General features: G+C 69.8%; 21 protein-coding genes and 1 tRNA gene. 8 read left to right on the top strand and 14 right to left on the bottom strand.

Going from position 1 to position 20,970, the window contains the following annotated elements:
- Positions 1-13 precede the first annotated feature (13 nt).
- From ACF1FZ_RS30460 to pdhA, 6 genes are all read right to left on the bottom strand, one after another.
- Positions 14-1,117, bottom strand: coding sequence for a potassium channel family protein (locus ACF1FZ_RS30460; RefSeq protein WP_391776612.1), 1,104 nt, complete (start codon positions 1,115-1,117; stop codon positions 14-16).
- Entirely contained in the window at positions 1,114-2,772 is a 1,659-nt protein-coding gene (locus ACF1FZ_RS30455; RefSeq protein ID WP_391776611.1) for a molybdopterin-binding protein, read from the bottom strand. The genes ACF1FZ_RS30460 and ACF1FZ_RS30455 overlap by 4 nt, the downstream gene beginning before the upstream one ends.
- Positions 2,769-3,644, bottom strand: a complete 876-nt coding sequence (locus tag ACF1FZ_RS30450) for an NTP transferase domain-containing protein (RefSeq protein WP_391776610.1) — start codon at positions 3,642-3,644, stop codon at positions 2,769-2,771. The genes ACF1FZ_RS30455 and ACF1FZ_RS30450 overlap by 4 nt, the downstream gene beginning before the upstream one ends.
- A gap of 93 nt (positions 3,645-3,737) precedes the next feature.
- On the bottom strand, positions 3,738-5,075 hold the full coding sequence (locus tag ACF1FZ_RS30445; RefSeq protein ID WP_391776609.1) for a dihydrolipoamide acetyltransferase family protein: 1,338 nt from the start codon (positions 5,073-5,075) through the stop codon (positions 3,738-3,740).
- Positions 5,075-6,106: an alpha-ketoacid dehydrogenase subunit beta gene (locus tag ACF1FZ_RS30440; RefSeq protein ID WP_391776608.1), complete on the bottom strand. Its 1,032-nt coding sequence runs from the start codon at positions 6,104-6,106 to the stop codon at positions 5,075-5,077. Before ACF1FZ_RS30440 ends, ACF1FZ_RS30445 begins: the two co-directional genes overlap by 1 nt.
- Positions 6,103-7,266 carry a pyruvate dehydrogenase (acetyl-transferring) E1 component subunit alpha gene (gene pdhA, locus ACF1FZ_RS30435; RefSeq protein ID WP_391776607.1) on the bottom strand — a complete coding sequence of 388 codons (1,164 nt, stop codon included), beginning with the start codon at positions 7,264-7,266 and terminating at the stop codon, positions 6,103-6,105. The genes ACF1FZ_RS30440 and pdhA overlap by 4 nt, the downstream gene beginning before the upstream one ends.
- A 211-nt stretch (positions 7,267-7,477) precedes the next feature.
- Between pdhA and ACF1FZ_RS30430 the strand changes: the two genes are divergently transcribed.
- Positions 7,478-7,999, top strand: coding sequence for an Lrp/AsnC family transcriptional regulator (locus tag ACF1FZ_RS30430; RefSeq protein ID WP_391776606.1), 522 nt, complete (start codon positions 7,478-7,480; stop codon positions 7,997-7,999).
- A gap of 15 nt (positions 8,000-8,014) precedes the next feature.
- Here the strand turns inward: ACF1FZ_RS30430 and ACF1FZ_RS30425 are convergent, their stop codons facing one another.
- A complete protein-coding gene (locus ACF1FZ_RS30425; protein WP_391776605.1) occupies positions 8,015-8,605 on the bottom strand; it encodes a TetR/AcrR family transcriptional regulator in 591 nt (196 codons plus the stop codon).
- 122 nt (positions 8,606-8,727) lie between these two features.
- Here ACF1FZ_RS30425 and paaN point away from each other — a divergent pair, with 122 nt between their 5' ends.
- Entirely contained in the window at positions 8,728-10,428 is a 1,701-nt protein-coding gene (gene paaN, locus ACF1FZ_RS30420) for a phenylacetic acid degradation protein PaaN (protein WP_391776604.1), read from the top strand.
- A gap of 58 nt (positions 10,429-10,486) precedes the next feature.
- Here the strand turns inward: paaN and ACF1FZ_RS30415 are convergent, their stop codons facing one another.
- From ACF1FZ_RS30415 to ACF1FZ_RS30405, 3 genes are read right to left on the bottom strand one after another with little or no spacing between them, the layout of a single operon-like run.
- Positions 10,487-11,197, bottom strand: a complete 711-nt coding sequence (locus ACF1FZ_RS30415) for a TrmH family RNA methyltransferase (protein WP_391776603.1) — start codon at positions 11,195-11,197, stop codon at positions 10,487-10,489.
- On the bottom strand, positions 11,194-12,465 hold the full coding sequence (locus ACF1FZ_RS30410; protein ID WP_391776602.1) for an HTTM domain-containing protein: 1,272 nt from the start codon (positions 12,463-12,465) through the stop codon (positions 11,194-11,196). Before ACF1FZ_RS30410 ends, ACF1FZ_RS30415 begins: the two co-directional genes overlap by 4 nt.
- Positions 12,462-13,352, bottom strand: coding sequence for a DUF5819 family protein (locus tag ACF1FZ_RS30405; RefSeq protein WP_391776601.1), 891 nt, complete (start codon positions 13,350-13,352; stop codon positions 12,462-12,464). Before ACF1FZ_RS30405 ends, ACF1FZ_RS30410 begins: the two co-directional genes overlap by 4 nt.
- 114 nt (positions 13,353-13,466) lie before the next feature.
- On the opposite strand from ACF1FZ_RS30405, the gene paaA reads away from it, so the two are divergent.
- From paaA to ACF1FZ_RS30380, 5 genes are read left to right on the top strand one after another with little or no spacing between them, the layout of a single operon-like run.
- Positions 13,467-14,486 carry a 1,2-phenylacetyl-CoA epoxidase subunit PaaA gene (paaA, locus tag ACF1FZ_RS30400; protein ID WP_391776600.1) on the top strand — a complete coding sequence of 340 codons (1,020 nt, stop codon included), beginning with the start codon at positions 13,467-13,469 and terminating at the stop codon, positions 14,484-14,486.
- Positions 14,483-14,773 carry a 1,2-phenylacetyl-CoA epoxidase subunit PaaB gene (paaB, locus tag ACF1FZ_RS30395; protein ID WP_031090474.1) on the top strand — a complete coding sequence of 97 codons (291 nt, stop codon included), beginning with the start codon at positions 14,483-14,485 and terminating at the stop codon, positions 14,771-14,773. The genes paaA and paaB overlap by 4 nt, the downstream gene beginning before the upstream one ends.
- Positions 14,770-15,471: a 1,2-phenylacetyl-CoA epoxidase subunit PaaC gene (paaC, locus tag ACF1FZ_RS30390; protein ID WP_391776599.1), complete on the top strand. Its 702-nt coding sequence runs from the start codon at positions 14,770-14,772 to the stop codon at positions 15,469-15,471. Before paaB ends, paaC begins: the two co-directional genes overlap by 4 nt.
- Entirely contained in the window at positions 15,468-15,965 is a 498-nt protein-coding gene (paaD, locus tag ACF1FZ_RS30385) for a 1,2-phenylacetyl-CoA epoxidase subunit PaaD (protein ID WP_391776670.1), read from the top strand. The genes paaC and paaD overlap by 4 nt, the downstream gene beginning before the upstream one ends.
- Positions 15,966-17,027 carry a 2Fe-2S iron-sulfur cluster-binding protein gene (locus ACF1FZ_RS30380; protein ID WP_391776598.1) on the top strand — a complete coding sequence of 354 codons (1,062 nt, stop codon included), beginning with the start codon at positions 15,966-15,968 and terminating at the stop codon, positions 17,025-17,027.
- A gap of 197 nt (positions 17,028-17,224) precedes the next feature.
- On the opposite strand, the gene ACF1FZ_RS30375 is transcribed toward ACF1FZ_RS30380, so the two are convergent.
- Genes ACF1FZ_RS30375 through ACF1FZ_RS30365 form a run of 3 tightly spaced genes read right to left on the bottom strand, consistent with a single transcriptional unit; the run spans position 17,225 to position 20,137 of the window.
- Complete coding sequence (locus tag ACF1FZ_RS30375; RefSeq protein ID WP_391776597.1) at positions 17,225-17,569, bottom strand: rhodanese-like domain-containing protein; 345 nt, start codon at positions 17,567-17,569, stop codon at positions 17,225-17,227.
- 45 nt (positions 17,570-17,614) lie between these two features.
- Positions 17,615-18,622 carry a J domain-containing protein gene (locus ACF1FZ_RS30370; protein WP_391776596.1) on the bottom strand — a complete coding sequence of 336 codons (1,008 nt, stop codon included), beginning with the start codon at positions 18,620-18,622 and terminating at the stop codon, positions 17,615-17,617.
- A 57-nt stretch (positions 18,623-18,679) separates the two neighbouring features.
- Positions 18,680-20,137, bottom strand: a complete 1,458-nt coding sequence (locus ACF1FZ_RS30365) for a DUF2252 domain-containing protein (RefSeq protein WP_391776595.1) — start codon at positions 20,135-20,137, stop codon at positions 18,680-18,682.
- A gap of 95 nt (positions 20,138-20,232) precedes the next feature.
- Here ACF1FZ_RS30365 and ACF1FZ_RS30360 point away from each other — a divergent pair, with 95 nt between their 5' ends.
- Positions 20,233-20,445 carry a hypothetical protein gene (locus ACF1FZ_RS30360; RefSeq protein ID WP_391776594.1) on the top strand — a complete coding sequence of 71 codons (213 nt, stop codon included), beginning with the start codon at positions 20,233-20,235 and terminating at the stop codon, positions 20,443-20,445.
- Positions 20,446-20,714: 269 nt separating this feature from the next.
- Here ACF1FZ_RS30360 and ACF1FZ_RS30355 read toward each other — a convergent pair.
- Positions 20,715-20,797: transfer RNA gene (locus ACF1FZ_RS30355), tRNA-Leu, on the bottom strand.
- Between the last annotated feature and the right edge of the window lie 173 nt (positions 20,798-20,970).

Raw genomic sequence — 20,970 nt, 5'->3', positions numbered from 1 at the left:
GTCCGGCCCTGCTCTAAGGGCGCTGTTGGGGCTGCTGCGTAGGGTGCGTCGGCGATGTATGGAGCGGTGAGGCACGCACGATCGTGATCACCCGGTCCGTCAGCTGCAGAGGACTGGCCGCCGGATCGTCGTAACCGAGCAACCGGTGGCCACGCAGGACGCTGACCACCAGGTCATCGGTCTCGCGTACGTTTTTGCCGACCTCGGCCTTTATCACCGGCCGTTCCACGAGATCGAGCCCGCTGCCCTGCTGGATGAGATCCTCCATCACCGTGCCCGCGCTGGGGCTGAGGACGGAGAGGCCGAGCAGGCGTCCCGCCGCGCTCGCGCTGGTGATCACGGCATCGGCGCCGGACTGCCGCAGCAGCGGCGCGTTCTCCTCCTCACGCACGGCGGCCACGATCTTGGCACCTCTGTTGAGCTGACGCGCGGTCAAGGCGACCAGCACGGCGGTGTCGTCGCGCTGGGTGGCGATGATGATCTGACGGGCCTTCTGGACCTCGGCCCGCAACAGCACATCGCTGCGCGTCGCATCCCCCAGTACGCCCACGAATCCTTCGCCGTTCGCCGCTTCGATCACCTTGCCGGCCGGGTCGACGATGACGATCTGGTCCTTCTTCAGACCGGTGGCGCAGAGGGTCTGGATCGCCGAACGGCCCTTCGTCCCGAAGCCGACGACCACGGTGTGTTCACGCAAGTTGGTTCTCCAACGGTTCAGCCGGAAGTCCTCCCGGGTCCGTTCCGTCAGGACCTCGAGGGTGGTGCCGACCAGGATGATCAGGAAGAGCACGCGCAACGGCGTCACCAGCACCACGTTGACGAGCCGAGCCGGGTCACTGTACGGGACGATGTCACCGTAGCCGGTGGTCGACAGCGTCACCGTCGCGTAGTAGACGGCATCGAGGAAGTCGACCTTGTTGTCGGCGTTGTCGTGGTAGCCGTCCCGGTCGGCCCAGACGATGAAAACCGTGGCGGCCAGCACCGTGAGAGCCATCGCCAGCCGCTTGGCCACCTGGCGCAGCGGTCTGTCCACCACTCGCCGGGGCAGAAGCACCCGGGTCGGCACGACATGTTCGTCGGCGCGCCTGGCCATCGCGTCGTGGCCGGGAAGTTTCACGTGAAACACCCTTCCGTCCACGGCAGTGCCGAGGTCCACGGTAGATCGAGGATCTCCACCTCGGTGCCGGACCGTACCCCGCCGGGTGGCACCACGGCCAGCCCGTCCGCGCCGGCGACCCCACGGAGCATGGCGGGACCGTTGTAATGGAGTGGCACGACACGGTCGTTGCGATGGATCACAGGGATCAGCCGGGTATCACGCGGGTGTCCGTGCACCTCTTCATGGACGACCGCACGGTAAGGAACCTGGGCAGACCGGCCGGCGATTCCCCTGATCAGCGGCTCGGCCAGCGTCAGCAGACCGGAGACGGCGGCGAGGGGATTACCGGGCAGACCCACCAGGCAGGGGCCGCCCTCGGCGAGCCGCGCCAGAAGCATGGGGTGGCCAGGGCGTACGGCCACCCCGTCGATCAGCAGCTCGGCCCCGATCCCGGCCAGGACCGGGTGGACATGATCCACCGGTCCGGCGGCGGTCCCGCCCGTGGTCAGGATCAGATCGGCGTCGGAGGAGATGAGGGCCTGGCGGAGTGCCGCGGCGTCGTCGCCGAGGCGCCGAGGCTCGGAGACCTCGGCACCAAGGGAGCGGAGCCAGGGAGCCAGCATGGGGCCGAGCGCATCCCGGATCAGCCCGTCACGCGGAAGCCCCGCCGCGAGGAGCTCGTCGCCGAGAACGAAGACGTCCACGCGGGGCCGGGGCGCGGTGACGAGAGCGTCGTAACCCGCGGCAGCCGCCAGACCGAGGACGGGCGGAGTCACCACGGTTCCCACGGGCAGGAGCTCGTCACCGGCCCGGCACTCCTGGCCCCGGGGCCGGATGTCCTGGCCCGGGGCTACTGTGCGGGTGGCGTACAACAGGCCCTTGGCCTCGTCGAAATGTGCGTGTTCGCTGCGGATCACGGCGGTGGCGTCCGCCGGCAGCCGTGCGCCTGTGGCGATCCGCAGTGCCTGTCCGTCGGGAAGCGGCTCCGTGGAACCGCGACCGGCCAACAGCCCTTCCCCCTCCCGTACGCGCCAGGGCCCCGGCCCCGCGACGACCCAGCCGTCCATGGCCGAGGTGTCGAACGACGGCAGATCGGTGAGCGCGACGACCGCCTCGGCCAGGACATGCCCGACAGCCCGGTCCAGCGGCAGCCGGTGGACAGCGGGGGCGGTACGGCCGAGGCGCTCGGCCAGAGCGCGTGCTTCGGTCCAGGCGGTCGTCCTGGCTCGGTGGACGTGCAAAGAGGGAGTCGCACCGTGGGCCGGCGGGGTCCCGCGTCGGCCGGAAGGACGACCCGAGGTCCCCGAAGCCGGGGGATCGGAGGCCGAGGCTCCCGAAGCCGGCCCTTCTGGGGCGCGGGCCTCCGGAGCCGGGAAGCCCGGTGCAGAGGTGTCGCCCGGCCTCGAGGTGGCTGATGCCCGAGCGTTCGATGCCTGAGCTTCTGGTGCCGGAGCACCTGGCGCCGCAGCGGTGCCTGGTGCAGGGCCTGCGCTCATGCCCGGCTCTGCCGCCGGCGGCGAGGAAGCGGGAACCGTCGCGCCGGGCCGGCCCGGCGGGGACTGCGCGACCTGCTGCTGGCGCCCGACGAGAGCCAGGGCCTGCTCGACGGCCCGCTCCTCCTCGGCCGCCCGCTCCCCCTCAGCCGTCCACGCATCGCCTCCGTGCGCGGTCATGGCGTGCCGGGCCCGCTGCCCGCCTCCGTCTCCTCCTCCCAACGGAGCGCGAGGGCAGTGGCCTTGCGGGAGGCTTCGGCCACCGCTTCAGCCGCGGCTTCCGGGCTCCTGCCGCTGCTCGCCATCGCCGCCGCGTACCCCACCAGGAAGGTGGTCAGTGGCGCGGCGGGCCGGGCGACACCGTGTGCGGCATCACGGGCGAGGTCGAGCAGGACGCCGGTGTCGACGTCGAGCTCGATGCCCAGTTCGTTCTTGACTGCGGTGATCCATTCGTCCAGCACGGTCCCATGCTCCCTGATCCGTGCCCTGGCGGCAGCAATGTCCTCCCAGGTGTCGCAGTCGAACGAAGCCAAGGGACCGGCCGGGACCCGGGCCAGATCCAGTTCGCTCGTCAGCAACCGCAGGGGGAGACCGGCGAGGCTGCCGTGTTCGGTGGCGATGAGGGCCAGTTCACGGCGCAGCGGCTCGGCCCGGTAGACCGCGACCAACGGCTGGTCCCGGCCGTCCTGATCGGTGCACAGGGCGCCTTCGCGGGCTTCCGGTTCCGCCGCGGCCAGCAGCGAGCGGACGGTCGCCTCACGCAGGAACGGCAGATCCGCCGAGAGCACCAGAACGCTCTCCGCGTCCGTGTGCCGCACGCCGGCGCCGAGCGCGGCCAACGGCCCGCCGCCCTCGGGCACTTCACGCGTCCAGGTGACCGGACGCACGGTGGGCCTGCGTCCGCCCACCACCACGGTGCACCGGGCGTCGGCACATACGGCGAGCACCCGGTCGAGCAGCGCACGGCCGCCCACACGGAGCCCTGGCTTGTCGGCTCCCCCCAGGCGCTTCGCAGCCCCTCCGGCAAGCACGATGGCGTCATACGCGGTCATGCTCCCGAGTATGCGGGCCGCGGGTACACGGCGGCCCCCCGGGGACCGGACTCAGAAGAAGCCCGGCCCCGGGCCGGCCACGGCCCGGGGCCGCTACACCGTGCGCAGGAGCACCGCCGGCTGTTCCACACAGTCGGCCACGTACCTCAGGAACCCACCCGCCGTGCCGCCGTCACAGACCCGGTGGTCGAAGGTGAGTGAGAGCTGGACGACCTGGCGGACCGCCAGCTCGCCTTCGTGCACCCAGGGTCTGGGCACGATACGGCCCACGCCGAGCATGGCCGCCTCCGGATGGTTGATGATCGGTGTCGAACCATCAACGCCGAACACCCCGTAGTTGTTCAGCGTGAACGTCCCTCCGGTGAGCTGCGCCGGGGTCAGCTTCCCGTCCCGGGCCGCCTCGGTCAGCCGGGTGATCTCCGCCCCGATCGACTCCGTGTTCCGCGTATGTGCGTCCCGGACGACCGGAACGACCAGACCGCGCTCCGTCTGTGCGGCGAAGCCCAGGTGGACGCCGGAAAGCCGCACGATCTCCCGGGCGTCCGGATCCACCGTCGAGTTGAGTTCGGGGAACCGCGCCAGAGCCGCCGTGCAGATGCGGGCCAGCAGGGCGAGCACCGACACCTTCGCCCCTGCCGCGGAACCGCCGGCGTTCATCGCGGCTCGCGCCGCCATCAGCTCGGTGGCATCGGCATCGACCCAGCATGTGGCATCGGGGATCTCCCGCCGGCTGCGGGAGAGCTTCTCCGCGACCGCGCCCCGGACCCCGCGCAGCGCGATTCGCCCGGCCGGCGCGTCCGGCTCCGGCCGGCCCGTCCGTGCCGCGCCGGCAGCACGCTCCCCGTCCGCGGCCCTGATAGCGGACTCGACATCGGTCCGCAGGATCAACCCGTCCCGTCCCGTCCCGGCAACCTCTCGGAGGTCGAGACCGTGTTGCCGCGCCAGCCTCCTGACCAGTGGGGATATCACGGCAACGGGGCTATGCGGCTCCACCACGCCGAGGGCCGGAGCCGTGGTCACCACCGGAGGCGAGACTGGGGCCGGAGCGGGAGCGGGCCTGATCCGGCGTCTCCGTGCGGCAGGTGCCCCCGTGCCGTAACCGACCAGCACGTTGCCGGACGAACCGCTCTCGGTGCTGTGGCCGACGGAGCCCTCGGAAGTCCTTTGCTCCCTCACCGGCTTCACCGATCCGACCGCCACCGTCAGCAACGGTGCACCGACCGGGAGCTCACTGCCCTCCTCGCCGAATCGCGCCGTCACGACGCCCCCGTAAGGGCAGGGCACCTCCACCATCGCCTTGGCCGTCTCGACCTCGACGACCGGCTGGTCGACGGTGACGACCTCCCCCACCTCGACCAGCCAACGCACGATTTCGGCCTCGGTCAGCCCTTCGCCGAGGTCGGGCAGCTTGAATTCGAGTACCTGCGCCATCAGCTCTCGGCCTCCCACTGCAGACGGGCGACCGCGTCGAGCACCCGGTCCACACCCGGCAGATGATGCCGCTCCTGCATCGGCGGCGGATAGGGAATGTCGAACCCGGCGACGCGCAGGACCGGCGCCTCCAGGTGGTGGAAGCACCGCTCGGTGATACGCGCAGCGATCTCGCCACCCGGTCCGCCGAAACCGGACGACTCGTGGACGACCACCGCCCGCCCCGTGCGGCGGACCGATGCGACGACGGTCTCGTCGTCGAAGGGCACCAGCGAACGCAGGTCGACCACCTCGAGATCCCAGCCCTCGGCCGTGGCGGCCCCGGCTGCTTCCAGACACACCGGGAGAGAGGGCCCGTAGGTGATCAGGGTCGCGCTGCGCCCCGGACGCCGGACCACGGCCCGCCCGATCGGCTCGACCGCGGGTGGCGCGTCCGGCGACCAGTCGGCCTTGGACCAGTAGAGCCTCTTCGGCTCCAGGAAGACCACCGGGTCGTCGGACGCGATCGATTCCCTCAGCAGTCCGTACGCGTCGTCGACCGTGGCCGGCATGACGACGTGCAGCCCGGGCGTGGCCATGTAGTACGCCTCGGAGGAGTCGCTGTGGTGCTCGACCCCGCCGATCCCGCCGCCGTAGGGCACCCGCACCGTGATGGGCAGCGGCATGGCGCCGCCTGTGCGGTTCCGCATCTTGGCGACATGACTGACCAACTGCTCGAACGCCGGATACGCGAAGGCGTCGAACTGCATCTCCACCACGGGCCGCAGTCCGTACATCGCCATGCCCACGGCCGCGCCGAGGATTCCCGCCTCGGCCAGTGGTGTGTCCGTGCAGCGGTCGTCGCCGAACTCCTTCGCCAGACCGTCGGTGACACGGAAGACACCACCGAGCGTCCCGACGTCCTCACCGAGGACATGTACCGTCGGATCCTCCGCCATCGCATCGCGCAGCGCCCGTCCGAGGGCGTGCGCCATCGTGACCGGCCTGGCCTTGGCCGCCCGTTCGCCGGCCGTCGCGGCAGCAGTGGTCATCGCTCCTCCTCCGTGCCGCTCTCGCCGTACGGGCCGTGCTCGGCGTCCAGCTCGTCGCGCAGCCTTGCCGCCTGCTCCCGCAGCTGGCCGGTCTGTTCCTCGTAGACATGGGTGAACAGATCCATCGGGTCGAGCACCGGATCGGCGTTCATCTGCTCCCGCAGCCCCTCCGCCATCCGTTCCGCCGCCTCCCGCACCCTCTCCATGCCGTCCTCGTCGAGCAGCCCGCGTGCGGTCAGCTCCCGCTCGAGAAGCCTGATGGGATCGTGTGCACGCCACGCCTCCACCTCGCTGTCGCCGCGGTAGCGGGTGGCGTCGTCGGCATTCGTATGGGCGTCCATGCGGTACGTGACCGCCTCGACCAGCGTCGGCCCGTCACCCCGCCTCGCCCGTGCCACCGCCTCGCTCAGCACCTGGTGCATCGCGGGTGCGTCGTTGCCGTCGACCAGGCGTCCCGGCATCCCGTATCCCACGGCCTTGTGGGCGAGGGACGGCGCCGCGGTCTGCTTGGCCAGGGGCACGGAGATCGCGAAGCCGTTGTTCTGTACGAGGAACACGACCGGGGCCCGCCATACGGCTGCGAAATTCAGGGCCTCGTGGAAGTCGCCCTCACTCGTCCCGCCGTCGCCGACCATCGCGAGGGCCACCACGTCGTCGCCCTTCAGACGCGCCGCGTGCGCCAGGCCGACGGCATGCGGCAACTGGGTGGCCAGCGGGGTGCACAGCGGGGCGATCCGGTGCTCACGCGGGTCGTACCCGGTGTGCCGGTCCCCCCGCAGCAGCGTCAGCGCCTCGACCGGGTCCAGACCACGTGCCACCGCGGCGAGGGTGTCGCGATAGCTGGGAAAGAGCCAGTCCCGGCCCTCCAGCACGAGTGCCGCGGCGATCTCAGCGGCCTCCTGCCCGGTGCTCGACGGGTACACCGCGAGCCTGCCCTGCTTGGTCAGTGCGGTGGCCTGCGCGTTGTAACGGCGACCGCGCACCAGCTCGGCGTAGAGCCTCAGCAGCAGCTCGGGGTCGGCTCCGGCCGCGGCGTCCGTACCGAGCACGCGGTACGGCTCGGGGTCCGGGAGCAGCGGCGCGGGATCGGTGAGCGGCCGCCAGGCCGGGGGCGGCGTGGGCCGGTAGGCGGCTGCGCCGGGCAGCTCCTGGACCGTCATGACAAGCACCTCCTGGCATCGAGATATATCGAGGGGTGTCGAAATGTGCCGGAATGTCGGGGCGTGAGCGCGGCACCGCTGTGGTGTGCCTCACCTACCGATTGTTCGGTCGCGGGCGCAATTTGGCTACAGGCACCTCCGGCCTGTGGACAAACGGTTCTCCACAGCCTGGGATAAGGGCAGGTCGTCCACAACAGGGAGGCGCGGGCAGATGCCGGCTGAACAAATGGCCGAGGGGGGTGGGGAATCCGTCCCCACTCCACCCGCACGGCCGCTGGACTCCACCGACCGCGCCATCCTGCGCATCCTCCAGACGGACGGCCGCGCCTCCGTGCGCGCCGTGGCGGAGCGCGTGCATGTCTCACGGGCCAATGCGTACGCCCGGATCAACAGGCTCGTCGAGGACGGCGTGATCCGCGGCTTCAGCGCACGCGTGAATCACGAACGAGCGGGACAGTCCGCCTCCGCCTACATCACTCTCAAGATCGTCCAGAACTCGTGGCGCACTGTGCGCGAACAGCTCCAGGCGCTTCCGGGGGCCACCCACATCGCACTGGTCAGCGGCGACTTCGACGTCCTGCTCCTGGTCCACACGCCGGACAACCAGGCGCTGCGCGAATTGGTCCTGACCAGGATCCAGGCCATACCCGAGGTGCTGTCCACCCGCACCCTGCTGGTGTTCGAGGAGACCGACCTGGGTACGCGTCCGGACCGCCCGGCCGAGCTCGCCTAGGGTCGCTCTCCGGGTTCAGGCGGCCCGCATCCCCTCGAAGGCGAGCCGGACGACCGTGTCCGCGAGCTGCTCGGCCTCCGAGGAACCGCCGGGCTGCGGGCGGTACCACTCGACCAGTGAATTCACCATGCCGAAGAGCAGCCGGGTCGCCAGGCGTATGTCCACGTCCGCGCGAAGATCACCGGCCGCCACCGCGGCCCTGAGCAGCTCGGACACCCGCTGGTCGAACTCGCGCCGGCGCTCCAGGGCCCAGCGCTCCGTCCTCGTGTTGCCACGCACGCGCAGCAGCAGCGTCACGTAGGGCAGCTCCGCCATCAGCACCTCGACCGTACGTCGCGTGACGTATTCGACCCGGGCGATCGCGGGCCCCCGCATGGCCCCCGGCTCGTCGAGGATGCCGAAGAGCCCGTCGAGAGCCCGGCTCACCGCGCGCCGCAGGAGCTCTTCCTTGCCCGCCACATGGTGGTAGATGGACGACTTGGAGATGCCCGCCGCCTTGGAAAGGTGCTCCATGGACGTGCCGTCGTAGCCGCGCTCGTTGAATACGCGGACGGCAACGGTCAGGAGTGTTTCCGGGGTGTACGTGTCCCGCTTGGCCGTGGTCATGACCGCGATCCTCCCCCATGACGTGTCCACAGGTTCTTCGGGCCCCTTGTACCGACCGATCGTTCGGTTACTCTAACTCCGTCAGTACATCCCTGCCCGGCTCGACGAGGAGTTGGTCCGCCATGGCCGCCGAGCTTTCCCCCGCGAAGCTGTCCGAGATCCACCGTCCGACGCTCGACCAGGCCCTCGAAGCGATCCGCACGCGCGCCTACTGGTCTCCGCACCCCGAGCACCCGAAGGCCTACGGCGAGGGGGGCCTTCCCGGCAGCCTCGGCGCGGCTGAGGGAAAGGCCGCGTTCGACGCCGTGCTCGACACCCGGCTGGATCTCGGCCAGCCCGGCACCGACGGCTGGACGGGCGGAGAGATCTCGCCGTACGGGCCGGAGCTCGGCGTCGAGTATCCACACGCCGACCCGGACATCCTGCTTCCGGCCATGAGCGCTGCCATGGGCTCCTGGCGTGCGGCCGGTCCGGAGACGAGGGCCCTGGTCTGCCTGGAGATCCTCGCCCGGATCAGCGCGCGTACGCACGAGCTGGCCCACGCCGTGATGCACACCAGTGGGCAGGCGTTCGTGATGGCCTTCCAGGCGGGCGGCCCGCACGCCCAGGACCGCGGTCTGGAAGCCGTGGCGTACGCCTACGAGGAACAGACGCGTACGCCGCGCAGCGCCGACTGGTCGAAACCCCAGGGGAAGCGCGACCCGCTGCAGCTCCACAAGTCGTACACGGCAACCGGCCGGGGCGTCTCCCTGCTGATCGGCTGCAACACCTTTCCCACGTGGAACGGCTATCCAGGCCTTTTCGCCTCGCTGGCGACCGGGAATCCCGTGCTGGTCAAGCCGCACCCGCGGGCGGTCCTGCCGCTGGCCCTCACCGTGCGGCTGGCTCGCGAGGTGCTGACCGAGGCGGGCTTCGACCCGAATCTCGTCGCCCTGGCGACCGAGCGGCCAGGAGAGGGCATCGCCAAAACCCTGGCGGTACGACCCGAGGTCAAGATCATCGACTACACGGGGTCCACCGCCTTCGGGGACTGGCTGGAGACCAACGCCCGGCAGGCCCAGGTCTACACCGAGAAGGCGGGGGTCAACACGATCGTCCTCGACTCGACCGACGACTACCGGGGCATGCTCTCCAACCTGGCCTTCTCGCTCTCCCTCTACAGCGGCCAGATGTGCACCACCCCGCAGAATCTGCTCATCCCGCGCGACGGCATCACGACCGACGCGGGCGCCAAGTCCTACGAGGAGGTGGTGGCCGACATCGCCGAGGCCGTGAGTGGGCTTCTCGGTGACGACGCCCGGGCCAACGGACTGCTCGGCGCCCTGGTGAACCCGGACGTCAAGGCCCGGGTCGAAGGGGCGGCGGCCCTGGGCGACGTAGCACTCGCCTCGCGCCCTGTGGCCAACCCCGACTTCCCCGAGGCCGTGGTGCGTACGCCGGCTCTCGTGAAGCTCGACGGCGCCAAGTCCGACGACGGGGCGGCCTACCTTTCGGAATGCTTCGGCCCGGTCTCGTTCGCGGTCGCCGTCGACTCGACCTCCGACGCGCTGGACCTGCTGCGCCGCACGGTCCGCGAGAAGGGTGCGATGACCGTCGGCGCGTACACCACCTCACCCGAGGTGGAGCGTGCGGTGGAGGAGGTCTGCTTCGACGAGTCGGCTCAGCTCTCGCTGAATCTCACCGGCGGTGTGTACGTCAACCAGACGGCTGCTTTCTCCGACTTCCACGGTTCAGGAGGCAACCCTGCGGCCAACGCGGCGCTCTGCGACGGGGCGTTCGTGTCCAACCGGTTCCGGGTGGTGGAAGTCCGCCGTCAGGCCTGAGCAGGCCCTGGGAAGCCGGCCGCAGGACGTCCGGTGGAGCGGGGACCCGCTCCACCGGTCATCCGCCCCGTGGATCCGGAATGTCCGCGTGGCGCTGCACCCACGCGTGCATGGCGATGGCGGCCGCGGCGCCGGCGTTGATCGACCGCGTCGAGCCGAACTGCGCGATCGAGCACACCATCGAGGCATGCCGACGCGCTTCCTCCGTCAGCCCGGGCCCCTCCTGCCCGAACAGCAGCACACAGCGGCGCGGCAGTTCCGTCCGCTCCAGCGCCACGGCCCCGGGGAGGTTGTCGATCCCGATGATCGGGAGCCCTTCGGTCTCCGCCCAGGCAGTCAGATCCGCCGTGTCCGGGTGGTGCCGCACATGCTGGTAGCGGTCGGTGACCATCGCGCCCCGCCGGTTCCAGCGGCGCCGCCCCACGATGTGGATCTCCTTCGCCAGGAAGGCGTTGGCGGTCCGCACCACCGAACCGATGTTGAAGTCATGGCCCCAGTTCTCCACCGCCACATGGAAGTCGTGCCGCCGGAGATCCAGATCGGCGACGATCGCCTCCCGCGTCCAGTACCGGTAGGCGTCGCCCACATTGCGCCGGTCACCGTGGGCAAGGAGTTCGGGGTCGTACCGCTCTCCCTCGGGCCAGGGCAACGGGTGAGGTCCGACACCGATCACGGCGCCGTACCCGTCGTCGTACTGGATCGGTTCCGCGGACGGATCGGGCGCGGCTGCCGCACGGGGCTCTTCTGTACTGCCGGTCTCGCTGGTCACCCGACGAGCGTATGGCCCTTGCCCCCACCGCTGCGCGTGGCCTCCTCGTCATCCGTACCCGCCCGCCGCTGCCCGGGAAGCCGGAGCCTGCCCGCCGCCCGGGAGACCAGGCGTTGCCGACCGCGCGACACCCTGTGCCCCAGCCACACCAGGAAGACCGTCGGCAGGAAGACGGCGTCGGCCGCGATCATCGCCATGGAGAAGAAAGGGAGCCCCAGCAGGACGGAGATCCCGGCGTGCTCACCGATCATGATGACCAGAAGGACGTTCTTGACCCGTCGGTTGAACAGCGTGAAGGGGAAAGCGACCTGCACGATGACCGTGGCGTACGTCAGCACCATGACCACCAGGGCGCTGGATGCGAGCAGGCCGGAGAGCCCGGGCCACGGGGTGAAGTAGTCCAGTTCGAGCGGGTAGTAGATCGCGGTGCCGTCCTGCCAGCGGGACCCCTGGATCTTGTACCAGCCGGCGGTCGCGTAGATCAGGCACACCTCGGCCATGATCACGAAAAGAGCGGCGTTGTGGGCCAGGTTGGCCAGCACGTCGGACAGGGCGCGCATCTCGTGGTCCGGCGCATAGCGGTTCAGTGCCCACCAGGCCCCGTTCCCCAGCCACAGCACCCACAGAAGGGACGGCAACCACCACGTGCCACCGAGGCCCCCCATGACGGTGGCGGGCAGGAGAACGCATCCGGAGACCGCCCACAGGGCCGGCCCCACGACGTCACGGCCCGGCCGGCTTCCCTTCGCGAGACGTTCGGCCTCCCGCGACGCCCGGCGCGCATCCAGGGACCAGACCCGCGCACAGCGGGTCAGCACCAGGTAGAGCGCCATCAGGTGGATGACGTTGTCGCCACCGTCGCCCATGAAGATGCTGCGGTTCTGCAGGGAGAGCACCCCGGCCATGAACACGACGGAGGTGGCACGGGTCCGCCAGCCAGTCATCAGAAGCGCCGCCGACACCAGGGTGAGCGCGTAGACGGTCTCGAACCAGATCGCGCTGTCCGACCACATCAGGACGGTGAAGGCGTCGTTGTTGGTGATGAGCCGGCGCGCCATGTCCCAGCTCCACGGCCCGTCCGGCCCGTACAACTCGTGGCGGTGTGGCAGTTCACGCAGCAGGAACAGCAGATAGGTGGTGGAGACACCGATGCGGACGACGGCGCTCTGGTAAGCGCCGAGGGGAGAGGCCGTGACGCGCTGGACGGCGCCGGCGAGCGAATGGCCTGCGCTGTCGGCGCGTTCACGGACCGGAGTGGGGGCGCTCATTTCTCCGCCTTCCCGGCCTGCGAGGCCTGATCCGCCGCGGTCGTCCTGGAGAGGTCGGACGGGGTGACGGTCCACCACGGGAGCTCCCTGTACTCCGGCCGGGTGCTGATCTTCTCGCCACTCCACGCCGGGGCCCCGACGGGACGCACTTCGGACCGCACCTGGATGCGCTCGACAGCGCCGCCGTAACCGTGCTCGGCGAGGCGCAGCATGACGATGCGGCGGATGTAGCGCTCGGACAACTCGCCGCGCAGGCCGTTGGGACGGTTCTCGCTGTCGTGGGACCCGGTGTAGAAGTCCCAGGCACGGCGCAGTTCGTTCTGGTCGATGTGGCTGGGGAGAAGGTTGCCGCGTATCCGCTCGCCGTCGTCACGCGAGAGGTTGAACCAGCGGGTGACACTGCTGCCGTCGGCACCGTTGTCGGCCACTTCGGCCCGCACGTGCACGGAGATGTTCTGCTGGAGCGGATTGGGCGCGAACAGTTTCCAGTTCTGCTCGAACTCGGGAAAGACCCAGTCCTCGACCACTTCGCCGTGCTGTTTCGTCAGTGTGTTGGACGGCGCGACATGCAGAAAGATCATGGCTATGTGTGCGCAGGCCAGCAGCCCGATGACGCACAGAACCAGCGTCGCGGCGACCTGATACGGAAGCGACAGCGCGGCCATACCGCTGCCCTGGCGGCTTCCGGCGGGCCCCGGTACGCAGCCGGTGGCGGCGTCACACGGCGCCGCGACGACCGGCGCCGGGCTCGGGAGAGAATCCGCATCTCCGTCCGGTATTCCCGCAGAGGCGGCCCCGGCCTCCTGATCCGCGTGCTCCCGGGCCGTCACACCGGGCCAGGCGAGCTTCTTCTCGTTTCCGGCACGCCCACCGTGGTCCGCGTCCATCCCGCCCCGATCACGTCGATCACCACTCAGTTATCCACAGGCTTGACACCCTAAGGGCCCCCGGCTCACCATTGAAGCCACTCACCCGAACGACCGGTCGGTAGGGAGCCCGTGATGGCGGCAGTGACTGCGGACCAGACGACGCAGGGGACAGCAGGCGCGGCGGAGGCGGAGCGCCTCAGGGTGTTCGACGCAGCGGTGGCGGCCGACGACCGGATCGAGCCACGGGACTGGATGCCGGACGCGTACCGGGCGACCCTGATCCGTCAGATGGCCCAGCACGCACATTCAGAGATCATCGGCATGCAGCCCGAGGCCAACTGGATCTCACGAGCACCCTCGCTGCGCCGTAAGGCCATCCTGATGGCGAAGGTGCAGGACGAGGCGGGACACGGCCTCTATCTGTACAGCGCGGCGGAGACCCTGGGGACCAGCCGCGAGGAACTCCTCGACAAACTGCACGCCGGGCGTCAGCGCTATTCATCGATCTTCAATTACCCCACGCTGACCTGGGCGGACGTGGGTGCGATCGGCTGGCTGGTGGACGGTGCCGCTATCACCAACCAGGTACCGCTCTGCCGCTGCTCCTACGGCCCGTACGCGCGGGCGATGGTCCGGATCTGCAAGGAGGAGTCCTTCCACCAGCGCCAGGGGTACGAGCTGCTGCTCGCCCTGAGCCGGGGTACCCCCGCCCAGCACGAAATGGCGCAGGACGCGGTGAACCGCTGGTGGTGGCCCTCTCTGATGATGTTCGGTCCGCCTGACGACGCCTCGGCACACTCGGCCCAGTCAATGGCGTGGAAGATCAAACGGCACTCCAACGACGAGCTGCGCCGGCGCTTCGTCGACATCTGTGTACCGCAGGCAGAAGCGCTCGGGCTCACCCTCCCCGACCCCGGCATCCGGTGGAACGAGGAGCTCGGGCAGCACGACTTCGGAGCGATCGACTGGAGGGAGTTCCAGGAGGTCCTCAAGGGCAACGGTCCCTGCAACGAGCAACGGCTCACCCAGCGGCGCACGGCTCACGAAGAGGGCGCCTGGGTCCGCGACGCGGCAGCGGCGTACGCAGACAAGCACGCGGCACGGCCCGGTCCCACCGGATCAGCCGCCCAGCCCATGGAGGCGACCTCATGAGCAGTTCGACCGACTGGCCACTGTGGGAGGTGTTCGTGCGTTCCCGTCGCGGGCTGTCCCACACCCATGCCGGCAGCCTGCACGCGCCGGACGCCGAGATGGCTCTGCGCAATGCCCGTGATCTGTACACACGCCGTTCGGAAGGCGTCTCCCTCTGGGTTGTCCCCTCGACGGAGATCACCGCCTCCTCGCCGGACGAGAAGGACTCCTTCTTCGAACCCGCCGGGGACAAGCCCTACCGACACCCCACGTTCTACGAGATCCCGGAAGGGGTGAAGCACCTGTGAGCGCGGCCCTCGCCCTCGGCGACGACGCGCTGGTGCTCTCGCACCGGCTGGGGGAGTGGGCGGGCCGTGCCCCGGTGCTGGAGGAGGAGGTGGCTCTGGCCAACATCGCTCTGGACCTTCTGGGACAGGCCAGAACGCTGCTCTCGTTCGTAGGGGATGAGGACCAGCTGGCCTACCTCCGTGAGGAGCGGGCCTTCCGAAACGTCCAGCTGGTGGAGCAGCCGAACGGCGACTTCGCCCACACCATCGCCCGCCAGCTCTACTTCTCCGTCTACCAGCACCTGCTGTACAAGGAGCTGGCCGCCGGTGAGGGCGAGTTCACAGATCTCGCGGCCAAGGTCGTCAAGGAAGTCGCCTACCACCGGGACCACGCGGAACAGTGGGTCCTGCGCCTGGGCGACGGCACCGCGGAAAGCCATGAGCGCATGCAGCTCGCGCTCGATGCCTTGTGGAGGTTCACCGGCGAGCTGTTCGAACCCGTCGAAGGAGTCGACGTTGACCCGCACGCTCTGCGCGACCGTTGGCTGGCCGCTGTCACCTCAGTGGTGCACCGGGCCACCCTGAACCTCCCGTCAGGACCGCAGTCCGGGGCCTGGACGGCCGGAGCCGGACGGCAGGGCCTGCACACGGAGCCGTTCGGGCGGATGCTCGCCGAGATGCAGCATCTTCACCGCAGCCACCCGGGGGCATCGTGGTGACCACCGAAACACCACTCGAGGCGGAACTCCACCAGCTGGCGGGCTCCGTGCCCGATCCCGAGCTACCGGTCCTCACCCTGGACGAGCTCGGCGTACTTCGCGGCGTACGGGTGGACGAGGCGGGCAAGGTCACCGTGCGGCTCACGCCGACATACACCGGTTGCCCCGCCATCGAAGCCATGTCCACCGACATCGAGCGTGTGCTGCACGACCACGGGGTCACGGGGGTCTCCGTGGTCACGGTCCTCGCCCCTGCCTGGTCGACGGACGACATCAGCGACGAAGGGCGCCGGAAGCTCGCAGCGTTCGGCATAGCGCCGCCACGTCCGCGAAGCGGGCCGGCCGGGCCGGTGCCGCTGACGCTCTCGGTGCGCTGTCCCCAGTGCGGTTCCACGGACACGGAGTTGCTGAGCCGGTTCTCCTCCACGGCCTGCAAGGCGCTGCGCCGGTGTGTGACGTGCCGCGAACCGTTCGACCATTTCAAGGAGTTGTAGATGTTCCATCCGCTCCGGGTCAGCGAGATCGAACGGATCACGGACGACGCGGTGGCCGTCACCTTCGCCGTGCCGGCCGCGCTGCGCGAGACCTTCCGGCACACTCCCGGCCAGCACCTGAACGTGCGCCACCACGTCGGCGACGAGGAGATCCGACGGTCCTACTCGATCTGCACACCTGCCACCGAGCAACCGGGCGCCCCCTTGCTCCGGGTGGGCATCCGCATGGTCGACGGAGGCACCTTCTCCACGTACGCCCTCAAGGAGCTGGCGGTCGGGGACCAGGTGGAGGCCATGGCCCCGACGGGCCGTTTCGTCCTCGCTCCGCGCCCGGGCAATTTCGCCGCGGTCGTCGGTGGCAGCGGCATCACACCGGTGCTGTCGATGGCGGCGACACTGCTGGCACGGGAACCTCTGGCGCGTTTCTGTCTGATTCGCAGTGACCGGACAGCTGCGTCGACGATGTTCCTCGACGAGGTGGCGGACCTCAAGGACCGCTATCCGGACCGCTTTCAGCTGGTGACCTCACTGTCCCGGGAGGAACAGGCTGCCGGGCTGCATTCAGGCCGTCTGGACCGCGAGCGGCTCACCGGACTGCTGCCCGCCCTGCTGTCGGTTCCCGACGTGGACGGCTGGTTCCTGTGCGGGCCTCTCGGCCTGGTCAGGGGTGCGGAGAGCGCGCTGCGCGCACTCGGAGCCGACCGGTCCCGCATCCACCAGGAGATCTTCCACGTCACCGGCCAGGTGACGGCTTCGCCGGCGGCCACCCAGGTGGTCACACCGTCGGAGAGCAGACTTACGGCGACCCTCGACGGGCGGTCGGGCAGCTGGCCGGTCCAGGGCGGTGAATCGCTGCTGGACACGGTGCTGCGAAGCCGCTCGGACGCTCCGTATGCCTGCAAGGGAGGAGTGTGCGGGACCTGCCGGGCCTTCCTGGTGTCGGGCGAGGTGCGGATGGACCGCAATTTCGCGCTGGAACCGGAGGAGACCGGAGCCGGCTTCGTCCTGGCGTGCCAGTCGCACCCCGTCACCCCGGAGGTCGAAATCGACTTCGACCGCTGACGCCCCCGTGCAACGCCCTGCCCGGACAGCAACCCGTGCCCAGCGACCCGGCACCGGACGACGCCCCTGCCTGCGTATGCCCGTCGACTACACCCGACGGCGCGAGCGGCCCCGCCCGCACTGCCGCACCGGCCGGAAAGACACGCCGTGCGGCAGGCCCACCGCTCAAGGCTCCTGCGGAACGGGACACCGTGCTCTCAGAGGACGAAAGCCGGGCTTCCGTCATCCGTGACCATCGGACGCCCGGCACCGTCCCAGGCATGCATGCCGCCATCGATGTTCACGGCGTCGATGCCCTGTCGCACCAGATACTGAGTGACCTGGGCGGACCGGCCTCCGACGCGGCACATCACATGTACGCGCCGACCGTCACCGGCCGCCTCGGTCAGCTCGCCGAAGCGGTCGGCGAAGTCACTCATGGGGATGTGCAGTGCGCCCTCGACATGCCCGGCCGCCCATTCGTCGTCCTCACGGACGTCCAGCACAAAACCGTCCGACGGAACGGCCGCGGCGTCCACCGAGGGCAGCGGAGCGAAATTCATGGGTATGCCTTCTCTCGTACGTACGCGCCAGGGTCATCCGGAACGCTACTGCACCAGGCCTGCCAGCTCGCTCTCACGCTGGGACACCTCCGCCAGAAGCTTTTCGCCGATATCGTCCAGAAGCCGGTCGGGATCGTCCGGTGCCATCCGCAGCATCGAGCCGATCGCGCTTTCCTCCAGCTCCTGGGCCAGAGCCGTCAGCAGCTCCTTACGACGGCTGAGCCACTCCAGCCGCGCGTACAGCTCCTCGCTCTCGCTCAGCCTCAGCTCCGGGATCACAGGGCCCGCCGCCCATTCGGCGGCCAGCTCCTTCAGCAACGCCACGTCGCCACGTCCGTAGGCCGCGTTGACGCGAGCGATGAATTCGTCACGCCGTGCCCGCTCCTTCTCGTCCGGAGCCAGGTCCGGGTGGGCCTGGCGGGCCAGTTCCCGGTACAGCTTGCGCGCCTCCTCACCCGGCCTCACCCGCTTCGGCGGCCGGACGGGCTGCTCGGTGAGCATGGCCGAGGCCTCGGGCGAGAGCCCGTCCGAGTCCATCCAGTCGTGGAAGAGCTCGTCGACGCCGGGCATCGGCATGACGATCGACCGTGCCTCCTGCGCCTTGCGCAGATCCTCCGGATCGCCGGTCCTCGCGGCCCGCGCCTCCGCGATCTGCGCATCGAGCTCATCGAGGCGTGCGTACATCGGGCCGAGTTTCTGGTGGTGCAGCCGCGAGAAGTTCTCCACCTCGACCCGGAAGGTCTCCACCGCGATCTCGAACTCGATCAACGCCTGCTCGGCCACCCGGACCGCTTTGGCGAGCCGCTCCGCAGGACGAGGCGCACCGCTCGCATCCGTCACCGCGTCGTCGCCCGCCTCACCACCCCCGCCGCCGGCCGGATCCCCAGCCGTGCCACCGGCGGCGGTACCCGCCTGCGGCGCATCGTCCGGGGCCGTTCGCGGCGTCTCGCCCCGCAACGCGTCCTGCACGTGCTGCGGCTCGTCCTGCCGGCCCGGCTTCTGCCGGTCTTCGTCGTTCCGGGTGGTCGGCACCCCGGCGGCTTCGTGGGTCACCCGTCCAGCGTATGGCCACCACCCGCACCATGAGGACACACGGTGTCGCCAAGCCGCTCAGACGCCGAGCTCGGCGGCTATCCGCCCGGCTCGGACCGCCCGGAGGAGCTCGGCGTGATCCGCCTCGGTCCGGTCCGCGTACGTCACCGCGAAATCGGCCACTGCGGCGTCCAGCTCGGTGTTCTTCCCGCAGTAACCCGCGAGCAGCCGGGGGTCGGCGCTGTGTGCGTGGGCCCTGGCCAGCAGCGCCCCGGTCATCCGCCCGTAGTCGTCCACCTGGTCCGCTGCGAGCGCGGAGGGATCCACACTGCCCTTGCGGTTCCTGAACTGGCGCACCTGGCAGGGCCTGCCGTCGACCTCGGCCCAGCCGAGCAACATGTCACTGACGACCTGCATCCGCTTCTGTCCGAGCACCACCCGACGTCCCTCGTGCACCACGTCCGGCACCTCGAAGCCGACCTGGGGGAGATAAGGGGCCAGCACGGAGGGGCGGGCCTCCTTCACCTGCAGGACAAGCGGCTCGCCACGATGGTCGAGCAGGAGCACCACGTACGACCGGGTTCCCACACTTCCCGTGCCGACCACCCGGAACGCCACGTCATGGATCGCGTGGCGGGCCAGCAGCGGAACCTTGTCCTCCGAGATCGTCCCGAGGTAACCCTCGAGCCCCGCCGCCACGGCCGACGCCTCCGCGTCGGGCACCCGGCGCAGCACGGGCGGTGCGTCGACGAAGCGGCGGCCACCGTCCTCGCACTCCTCGGTGGACCTGGCGGCGAAGCGGGCACTCGTGTTGTTGCGTGCCTTGGCGGAAACCCGCTCCAGGGTCCCGAGCAGGTCCCTCGCGTCGGTGTACGAGACGAGTTCCTCGTCCGCGATGGCGTTCCACGCGTCGAGCGCGGGCAGACCGGCCAGCAGGCGCATCGTGCGCCGGTACGCACCCACCGTGTCGTACGCGCCCTGTCGGCAGGTGTCCTCGTCCGCCCCCGCCTCCCGGCCTGCGAGCACCAGTGAGGTGGCGAGCCGCTTGAGATCCCACTCCCATGGACCGAAGACGGTCTCGTCGAAGTCGTTGAGGTCCATGACCAGGTTGCCGCGCGCATCGCCGTACAGACCGAAGTTGGCCGCATGCGCGTCACCGCACAACTGGGCACCCACCCCCGTGACCGGCGTGCCCGTCAGGTCATGGGCCATCAAGCCGGCCGAGCCGCGCAGAAACGCGAACGGCGTTGCCGCCATCCGCCCCACCCGTATGGGTGTCAGGCCAGGTACCCGGCCCCGGTTCGACTCCTCCACCGCGTCCACTGCGTCGGGCCTTCCGGCGGGCAGGACCAGAGCACGGTGCGCGGCCCGGGGTGTCTTGAGCCTCAGCGCCTTGCCGGCTGCCTTCGGCGACACCGCCCCGGCCCCGGGCGGCCTGACTCCTGCGGCCACAGGCCGCGCGAAACCGGGAACAACCGGAATGCGCCTCTCCGCTGCCGCCCGCCGTGTCGCCGCCGTCGACTCGCCTTCGCCCATGGAGCGTCGCCTCCCCCGCCTCGTTCAGCTGTTCCGTCCGTCCGACACCAACCGCGGACGACGGTACGCCTGTCCCGTGACAACATCCCGCCTCTGTGGACAGCTTGGGAACCGACCTGTGGAAAACCTGCGCGCCAGGCGGAACCTGCAAGCATGCTCGGGCGGAAGGCGATCTCGTCGTCCAGAAGTCGAAGCCGCCGCTCGAAGCCCGGGCGGCCGAGCCCGCACCGCTCGCCGATGCGTCGAACGGGTTCACGCGAAGCACTTCTCCGGTACGGATCTTCGACACGGCTCCGGCGTTCACGTGAAACAGCAAGCACCTCCGCCCGCACTTCTGCACCAGGTACGGGTCCCCTCATCGTCCGCAGCCCACGCCTGCCCGCCCGAGGACGACCCAGGAGCACACATCCGGGACCGGCAGGCGCAGGCCGGCAACAAGCGGCTTCGGAGAAAGAGCCACGCCGGCCGCCCAGGACCCACCCAAGAAGATCCGCACAACGAAGAGCCCCTGCACCGGATCTTTCCGGTGCAGGGGCTCTGTCGAACCAACTTGGCAGTCGCAAGCGACCGCCTGTTGTGCGCGAGGGGGGATTTGAACCCCCACGTCCCTAAGGACACTGGCACCTGAAGCCAGCGCGTCTGCCGTTCCGCCACTCGCGCATGAGTGGTGTTTTCAGACTCTCTCACCGTGTGGTGTGAGCGCCTGGCGACATCCGGAAGATTAGCACGCTGGACAGGGTGGATTCACATCCGTTGTTTCGCCGGACCCACGAGGGGAAGCGGGAACGCGGAAAGCCCGGCCCCACTCCTCCTGAGTGCACCCGGAGTGCGGG

Source organism: Streptomyces sp. NPDC014623 (genome assembly GCF_043088245.1).
Taxonomy (GTDB): domain Bacteria; phylum Actinomycetota; class Actinomycetes; order Streptomycetales; family Streptomycetaceae; genus Streptomyces.
Note: the sequence above shows the minus strand (reverse complement) of the source record. Positions and strands in the feature narration are given on the sequence as shown.